Source organism: Streptosporangium minutum (genome assembly GCF_002149035.1).
GTDB classification, from domain to species: domain Bacteria; phylum Actinomycetota; class Actinomycetes; order Streptosporangiales; family Streptosporangiaceae; genus Streptosporangium; species Streptosporangium minutum.
In genome coordinates this window covers 1-8,285 of record NZ_NGFP01000341.1, presented here as the reverse complement: position 1 = coordinate 8,285, position 8,285 = coordinate 1, and the positions used below count along the sequence as shown (strand labels likewise).

Genomic DNA, 8,285 nt, shown 5'->3' with positions numbered 1-8,285 from the left:
GTGTGGACGCTGGGCGTGGGCCACGGATCCCTGGATTCGTCCCTGGGGCTGATGGACTTCACCCGCGCCGACGACCCGTTCACCGCTTCGATCAAGGGCGCGCTGCTGGTCGCGCTCGCCGTGATCGGCGTGGCCGTCGCGCCCCGGACGTCCCCGGGCCGGCTCAGGGCCCTCACGGCGGGGGCGGCGTTCGCGCTGACCGCCGGTCTGGCCGCACCGGTCTGGCCGCTGCTCCCGGCCGGCTGGTGGGCCGTCCCGCACACCGTCGCGGCACTGGCCGTCGCGGTGGCCGCCCTCCGCCTGCCCGGTCTGAACGATCCCCGGGTCCGCTCGGCCGGCGCCGCCTCCGCCGCGACGCTGGCCGCGCTCACCGCGCTCCCGTTCCTCCCCGCGGTGGCTTCCGCCCTGCTCACGCCGTTCAACCGGCTGGGCAGCGTCTGGTCGAGTGCCGGCGGGGCCGCCGGAGACCGGTGGATCCCGCCGTTCCCCGAGGGAGTGGTCGTGCTGGGGCTGCTGGCGGTGGCCTCGGTGGCGATGGCCCGCCGGGGACACGCGGCCCTGCGGCCCGTCGCTCTGGCCGTCGGCACGGTCGCGGTGGCCGTCGCCCCGGTCGCGTCCGGCTGGAGCCGCGCGGCGGATCTCGCGGTCCTGCTGGCTCTGGCCGTCACGCTCGTCGCCTGCCTGACCCTGGCCCGGCGGCCGCGATGGGCGGGAGCCTTCACGGTGGCGGCCGGGTCGGTCGCCGCGCTGGCGGTGGCCACCGCGCTCGCCGAACGGACCACCACGTACGCGGCGCTCGCCGTCCTGCTTGCCGCGTGCGGCCTGGCGGTGTTCACCGCCCGGGTGCCGTGGGCGGCGGCGGCCGCCCTGGTGATGGCCGTACTGGCGGCGACCGGCCTGATCTGGGCGGTGTCCGTCGGGACAGGATGGCAGCCGGTGCGTGAAGGACTTTCGCTGGCCCTGGCGATCGGCGCCCTGCCTGCCGGTCTCCTCGCCCTCCGCCGATGGCCCGTCGCGGCTGCGGTGTCCGCGCCGCACGGGGCGGCAGGGGGAGCGGCCGCGGGACCCGTGGCCGACGGGCCCGTCGCAGAAGGGCCCGCGGTGGAGGGGCCCGCCGTGGACGGGCCCGCCACGGAGGGAGGCGACGATCCTCGGAGGCTGACGGGGTTGGTGCTGGGCACCGTGCTCGCCGCGCCGGCGCTGCTTCCCGTGCATGCCGCCCTCGTTGAGATCCTCGGGTTCTACCGTCCCCTCGCGCTGCCGTGGACCCCTCTGCCCGCCTCCGGCGGCCGCCACCCGCTCCTCATCGTGATCACGATTCTCGTCGCGGCCGCGGCGGTGCTGCTCTCCTGGCAGGTCGCCGGGCGCAGAGGCGTGCTCAGGGCCGGAGCGGCGGCCTGGCCGGTGGCGCTGACGGCCCTGCCCGTATCGGTGGGCCTGCCGTACGGGCTGGAGGTGGGGCTGTTCGTCGCGGGGCTCGGCCCGTCGGCGTGGATGGCCGCGCGGAGCCGTACGGACTGGGCGTGGGGCGGTGTGGCGGCGCTGTGGACGGCTTCGATCGCGCTCTCCTGGGCGCTCATGAGCAGGCCCGCCACGCTGGTCGTGCTGCCGGTGACGGCGGTGATCGCGGGCCTGGCCGCCTTCCACGGACGGGCGAAGGCCGTACGGGTCGCCGGGGCCGCGCTGGCGACGTCGCTCGTCGGCGGGGAGGCTCTCGCCGCCGGGTTGGCGCTGGAGTGGCCGGTACGGCATGCGGCGTTCGGCGTGCTCGCGGTGGCCTGCCTGGCGGCGGCGGTGGCGGGCGGGTTCAGGACGGCGGTGTTCGCGATCGGGGCGGAGACGGCCGGGTACGCCCTCGCGGCCGTGGGCCTGTCGCTCGGTGCCGCCGACCTGCCGCTCGCCGCGCTGGCCTGCGCGGTCATCGGCGTGCTGATGGCCGGTACGGCGCTGCGGCCCGACCGGCGGTGGGCCGGATACGTGGGGACCGGCTTCCTGCTGGTGGCCTCATGGCTGCGGCTGCTCGCCTCCGACATCACCGTCGTCGAGGCCTACACGGTGCCGTTCTCGCTGGTCCTGCTGGCGTTCGGCTGGTGGCGGGCCAGGAGCCGCGAGACCTCCTCGTGGGTCGCCTACGGGTCCGGCCTCGCCTCCACCCTGCTCCCCAGCATGATCGCGATGCTCGCCGGCACCGGTTGGGTCCGGCCGCTGCTGCTCGGCGCGGTCTCGCTGACCGTGCTGCTGGCCGGAGCCCGTCTCCGGCTCCAGGCCCCCGCGCTGCTCGGCGGCCTGACCCTGGCCGCCGTCGCCCTGCACGAGCTGGCGCCGTGGATCGCGCAGGTCGTCGTGCTGGTGCCGAGGTGGGTGCCGATGGCGGCCGGCGGGCTGCTGCTCGTCGTGGTCGGTGCGACCTACGAGGCGAGGCTGGGGGACGTGCGCCGGCTGCGGGCGGCCGTCGGCCGGATGCGTTGAGGCCGGCCGTCGATCCCGCCCCGCCGGTCGCACCCGGTGATCTCATACAGGAAGTCCCAACCCGCGAGGGCGGGAATCCCCGTCTTCAGCCGTGGGGAGGGTGTCGACTCGCGGGTCTCGCCGCGGTGAGCCCCGTCCGAGCGTGCAGGGAGCTCTGCAGCAGCTGCGGGCCTTCGCGGGCACCGACTTCGCCCCGTCCGAGCGTTCAGGGAGCCCTGAGCCGTCGTCGGGACCGCCGGGCCGGGACGGTCCCCGGCCCGGCGGTCCGTTCTCACGGCATCCGGCGGTCCTTGCCCACCGCGCCGGACGGGAAGGGGCCCACCGGCGGCGTGGCCGACTGCGTCGGGTACAGGTCGGCGAGCGACCTGGCGATCGGCCTGGTACGGCGGTAGGCCACGACGACGACCCTGCCGTCGGCGCACGCGCCCCGTTCGTCGCAGGCCTTGACCGGCACCTGGTGGACACCCGGCCTGATGGCCCTGGCGACCACCGTCCCGCGAGGGCGGACCGTCACGTTCAGCCACGGCACCGGGGCGGTCGCGCTGTAGGTCACCTCTCCGCCCTCGTGGTCCACCGAGGTGAGGGAGCCGTCGAGGGGCTGTCCCACCGATCCGGACAGCACCAGGTACGGCACGGTGGGCGGCTGGTTCGGCAACGAGCAGGAGGTCGACACCGAGTCGAGGAAGTTGCCGTAGCTCGGCCGTCCCGTCCCGGACGAGACCGAGACGAACTCCACCCGGGTGACCCGCTGTCCCCGGGGGACGGTGTAGCTGCCGCCGTAGTGGCCCCAGGTGTCGCCTCCGTCGGCGATGTCGGGCGAGTCCTGCCCCTCCGGAACCTGCACGACGCCCCCGATGCGGACCCGCATGACGTCCTGGCTGCCCTGGGTCCTGGTCCGCCCCCGGTGCGCCAGGCTCCAGTCGATCGTGGAACCCGGCAGGGTCCGGACGTCCTGGTAGAGGGTGGACACCGAGGTCCCGTTCAGCTCGGCGAACTGGTCGCCGGTGTCCGGCGGGACGGTGAAGTCCATCGGGTCGGCGTGGTTGCCCGCCCCCCAGATCTCGATGAGACCGTCACCCGACGACGTGCGCCAGCCGGGGACGTCCTTGCGCAGGTGCCCCTGCCCGCGCAGACCGCCGGGCTCCTCGAAGCCCCCGTTCACCACCGCGCACGGCTCCGCCTCGGCGGCCTCCGCAGCCTCCGCGGCTTCGGCGGCGGAGACCGGCTGGGCGGCGAGGGCGGAGACGGAGGCGGCGGCCAACGACGCCGCGACGCCCAGCAGAAGAACACGCGGGGACCTCTGAGCCCCGGCATGTGACCTTTTCATTTGTTTCCCCCGAAACGAATGTCCGCAGCGCGGTTCCGCGTGCGGGCGTATTAGCGTATTCCCTGCTCGGGGCAGGTAAAGCTTGCCTACATATGGTTACGATTACTAACGAGACGGGGCATCCCTCTTCTCCTTCGGAGGGGATTGCCGTTAACTGTCGACTATGCGCGTCCTGGTGACCGGAGCGTCCGGGTTCGTTGGCTCACACACGGTTGCCGCACTCGTCGCCGCCGGACACGAGCCGCTCCTCCTGGTGCGCAATCCGGGAAAGGCGCGAAAAGTCCTGGCCGATGTCGGGGTCGACGGCGCGGCCCCCCTGCACGAGGCGGATATCCGTGACGCGGAAGCCGTACGGAACGCGCTCGAAGAATGCGAGGCGGTCATTCACGCCGCCGCCGAGATCGGGGTCGTCAGCCCCGCCGGCGACCTGGCGGGGACGAACGTGGCCGGGCTGAAGAACGTCCTCGGCCAGGCCGCCGCGCTCGGCCTCGACCCGATCGTGCACATCTCCACCGTCGCGGTCTTCGTGCCGCCGGCCGGGCCCCTGATCACCGCCGAGAGCCCGCTGTCCGCCCCCAGGAACGCCTACGGCAGGACCAAGGTCTCCGGCGAGCGCTACGCCAGGCGGCTCCAGGAACGGGGAGACCCGGTCACCGTCGTCTACCCGGGCGGGGTCGCCGGGCCGTACCAGCCCTCGCTCGACGCGCTCATGGACGGGCTGCGCGCGGGGCTGGCGCAGGGCTGGCCGATCACCGCGGGCGGCGTCTGCGTCCTCGACGTCCGCGATCTGGCCACCGCGCTCGCCCGTTGCCTGGAGCCGGGGCGCGGGCCGCGCCGGTTCATGCTCGGCGGGCACCACCTCACCTGGGCGGAGCTCGCCGACGCCTGCGACGAGGCGACCGGAGGACGCTGCCGCCGCTTCAGGGTCCCCGCCGCCGCGCTGCGCGGCGCGGCGGCCGTGCTCGACGCCGTGAAACGGATCAGGCCGATCGACTACCCGCTGACCAGGGACGCCGCCGAGATGATGGTCACGATGGTGCCGACCCTCGACGCCCCCACCCTGGAGGCGCTGGGGATGAGCCTGCGTCCGGTCCGGGAGACCATCGCCGACTCGCTGCGCTGGCTCGCTGAGGAAGGGCATCTCGCCCCTGGGAAGGCCGGCGTGCCGGCCGGTAAGGTCGCGCGGTGAACATCGGGATCGTCGGTGCGGGAATCGTCGGCCTGGCGGTGGCCAGGGAGGTGGCGCGGACCCGCGGCGCCACGGTGACCGTCCTCGACAAGGAGGACCGCGTCGGAGCCCACCAGACCGGGCACAACAGCGGGGTCGTCCACGCGGGGATCTACTACCAGCCGGGTTCGCTCAAGGCCCGGCTCTGCCGCGAGGGCGTGGCCCTGCTCCGGCAGTACTGCGCGGAGCACCACATCCCCTACGACGAGGTGGGCAAGCTCGTCGTCGCCTCCACCGCGGCCGAGCGGCCGGGGCTGCGGAAGATCGCCGAGCGCGCCCGCGCCAACCAGGTCCCCGGCATCGCCGAGCTGGACGCGCTGGCGCTGCGCGAGGTCGAGCCGCACACCGTCGGGGTGGCCGCGGTGCACTCCCCGCACACCGCGATCGCCGACTTCCCCGCCGTCGCCCGCCGTCTGGCCCTGGACGTGGAGGAGACGGGCGGTTCGGTACTGCTCTCCCACCCGGTCCGCGCGCTGCGGGAGACCGCGAGCGGGGTGGAGGTGCTGGCCGGGTCGCGCAGGCTGCGCTTCGACCGGCTGATCGTCTGCGCCGGGCTGGGCACCGACACCGTCGCCCGGATGGCCGGGGCCGCCGGCGACGTGCGGATCGTCCCCTTCCGCGGGGAGTACTACGCGCTGGCCGGCGCGTCGAAGGACCTGGTCCGCGGGCTGATCTACCCGGTCCCCGACCCCCGCTACCCGTTCCTCGGCGTGCACCTGACCCGCAGGATCGACGGCGAGGTGCTGGTCGGCCCCAACGCGGTCATGGCGCTGGCCCTGGAGGGTTACTCCTGGGGTGACGTCGATCTCACCGACCTGCGCCGGATCCTGGCCTGGGAGGGCACCCGGCGGCTGGCGGCCAGGCACTGGCGGACCGGGGCGCGGGAGGTGCTCGGCTCCATGGCGAAGGGGTCCTTCCTGGCGGCCGCGCGCCGCTACGTGCCCGAGCTCACCAGGGCCGATCTGGTCAGGACCGCCGGGGGAGTCCGGGCCCAGGCCGTGGCCAGGGACGGGAGCATGCTCGATGATTTCGCGATCGACGTGCACGGCCGCGTCACGCTGGTGCGGAACGCCCCCTCGCCGGCGGCGACGTCGAGTTTGGCAATCGCCAGGCATATCGTGGGGTTAACCTCTGTGTTGACCCGTTAACTGCTTTTTCATGTGGGCGAGTGAAGATAAAACCCGTGACCGATTCACCCGAAGCCCGCCTGCTGATCGTCGAGGACGAGCCCAACATCCTCGAACTGCTGGCCGCGAGCCTGCGATTCGCCGGGTTCGGGGTGAACACGGCAGGCAACGGCACGGACGCCGTCGCCGCTGTTCAGCGTCACCGCCCCGATCTCATCGTGCTCGACGTGATGCTTCCCGACATGGACGGGTTCGACGTCGTGCGACGCCTGCGCGGCGGCGGCACCGACACGCCGGTGGTCTTCCTCACCGCCCGTGACGCCACCGAGGACAAGATCCGCGGGCTGACGGTGGGCGGGGACGACTACGTGACCAAGCCGTTCAGCCTGGAGGAGGTCGTGGCCCGGATCCGGGCGGTGCTCCGCCGTACCGGCGCGGGAGACCTGCTGGCCCGGCCGCCCCGGCTCACCTTCGCCGACATCGAGCTCGACGAGGAGAGCCACGAGGTGTGGCGCAGGGGCAGGGCCGTGGCGCTGTCGCCGACGGAGTTCAAGCTCCTGCGCTACTTCATGGCGAACGCCGGCCGGGTGCTGTCCAAGGCCCAGATCCTCGACCACGTGTGGGACTACGACTTCCGGGGCGACGTCGGGATCGTGGAGTCCTACATCTCCGTGCTCCGCCGGAAGATCGACAACGCCGACCCCCGGCTGATCCACACCCTGCGCGGAGTCGGCTACGTCCTCCGCCTCCCACCTGCCCCATGACCATGAACGGGACCCCGCTGCGGGTGAAGCTGATCGCGGTCATCCTGGTCCTGCTGGCCATCGCGCTCACCCTCATCGGCATCGGCAGCGTCTCGATCATGCGCGGTTACCTGATCGACCGCGTGGACAGCCAGATGGACCTGACCACCGACGCCACGCTGCGCCGCCTGCACCGCGGAGCCGTCACGCTGATCGGCAAGCCGCTCCCGGCCGACACCAGGCTGGTGCTCCGCAACGCCAAGGGCGTGACCGTCCTCCAGCTCAGCGGCGTCGACGTGGAGGGCAAACCCGACCTGCGGGTGCCCGTCGGCCAGGGGCCCGGACTGTTCGAGAGCGGCGAGTGGCGGGTCCGCGTCGCCCCCCTGGACAACGGCAGAACCCTCCTCGTGGCGGTGGACATGGTCGAGGTCCGGCAGATCGTCGGCCAGCTTGCGCTGGTGGAGCTGCTCGGCGGAGGCGGGCTGATGCTGACACTCGCCGGGGTGGGCGTGATGATCATCCGGCGGAGCCTGCGCCCGCTGGAGGAGATCGAGCGCACCGCGCAGGCCATCGCCGCCGGAGACCTGAGCCGCCGCGTTCCCGACGCCGATCCGCGCACCGAGGTCGGGCGCCTCGGCCAGTCGCTGAACGGCATGCTCGCCCAGATCGAGACCGCCTTCCAGGCCAGGTCGGAGTCGGAGACGTCGGCCCGCCGCTCCGAGGAGCGCATGCGCAGGTTCGTCGCCGACGCCTCGCACGAGCTCCGCACGCCGCTGACCTCCATCCGCGGTTTCGCCGAGTTCTACCGGCAGGCGCCCGACATCGACGCCGCGCCGCTGATGCGCCGGGTGGAGTCCGAGGCGGTCCGGATGGGCCTGCTCGTCGACGACCTGCTGATGCTCGCCCGGATGGACCAGCAGCGGCCGGTGGCCATGCGCCCGGTGGACCTGCTCGCCATCGCCGCCGACACCGTCCACGACGCCCGCATCCTCGCCCCGGCCCGCGAGATCACGCTCTCGGTGGACGGCGCCGCGCTCATCATCTCCGGTGACGAGGTACGGCTCCGCCAGGTCGTGGGCAACCTGATGACGAACGCGCTCACCCACACGCCGGACCGCACCCCCGTGCACATGGCGCTCTCCRCCCGGGACRGCATGGCCGTCATCGAGGTGGCCGACGAGGGCCCGGGACTCGACGCCGAGCAGTGCGAGCGCGTCTTCGAGCGGTTCTACCGCGTCGACTCGGCCCGTGGCCGCCGGGCGCCCGAGGACGGCGGCAGCGGGCTCGGCCTGGCCATCGTCGCGGCCATCGTCGACACCCACGGCGGCACGGTCGACGTGGAGTCGGCGCCGGGCGAGGGCTCGACGTTCCGGGTCGCCCTCCCCCTGGCC

At 73.6% G+C, this 8,285-nt stretch carries 6 protein-coding genes; 5 read left to right on the top strand and 1 reads right to left on the bottom strand.

The genetic code is table 11. From position 1 onward, the window contains the following. The coding region (locus CA984_RS40615; RefSeq protein WP_423229358.1) for an SCO7613 C-terminal domain-containing membrane protein at positions 1-2,469 on the top strand (2,469 nt) is incomplete at its 5' end. A gap of 271 nt (positions 2,470-2,740) precedes the next feature. Here the strand turns inward: CA984_RS40615 and CA984_RS40610 are convergent. Continuing rightward, the gene (locus tag CA984_RS40610) at positions 2,741-3,796 is read right to left on the bottom strand and encodes a hypothetical protein (protein ID WP_165781606.1); all 1,056 of its coding nucleotides are present in this window, start codon (positions 3,794-3,796) and stop codon (positions 2,741-2,743) included. A 163-nt stretch (positions 3,797-3,959) separates the two neighbouring features. Between CA984_RS40610 and CA984_RS40605 the strand changes: the two genes are divergently transcribed. The 4 genes from CA984_RS40605 to CA984_RS40590 all read left to right on the top strand — a co-directional run. Further along, positions 3,960-4,985, top strand: coding sequence for an NAD-dependent epimerase/dehydratase family protein (locus CA984_RS40605; RefSeq protein ID WP_086578670.1), 1,026 nt, complete (start codon positions 3,960-3,962; stop codon positions 4,983-4,985). Further along, positions 4,982-6,172, top strand: a complete 1,191-nt coding sequence (gene lhgO / locus CA984_RS40600) for an L-2-hydroxyglutarate oxidase (RefSeq protein ID WP_086578669.1) — start codon at positions 4,982-4,984, stop codon at positions 6,170-6,172. The genes CA984_RS40605 and lhgO overlap by 4 nt, the downstream gene beginning before the upstream one ends. 35 nt (positions 6,173-6,207) lie before the next feature. Next, a complete protein-coding gene (locus CA984_RS40595) occupies positions 6,208-6,915 on the top strand; it encodes a response regulator transcription factor (RefSeq protein ID WP_086578668.1) in 708 nt (235 codons plus the stop codon). Continuing rightward, positions 6,912-8,285 (top strand): sensor histidine kinase (locus tag CA984_RS40590; RefSeq protein ID WP_242676447.1); only part of this gene is annotated, 1,374 nt, incomplete at its 3' end. The genes CA984_RS40595 and CA984_RS40590, both read left to right, overlap by 4 nt.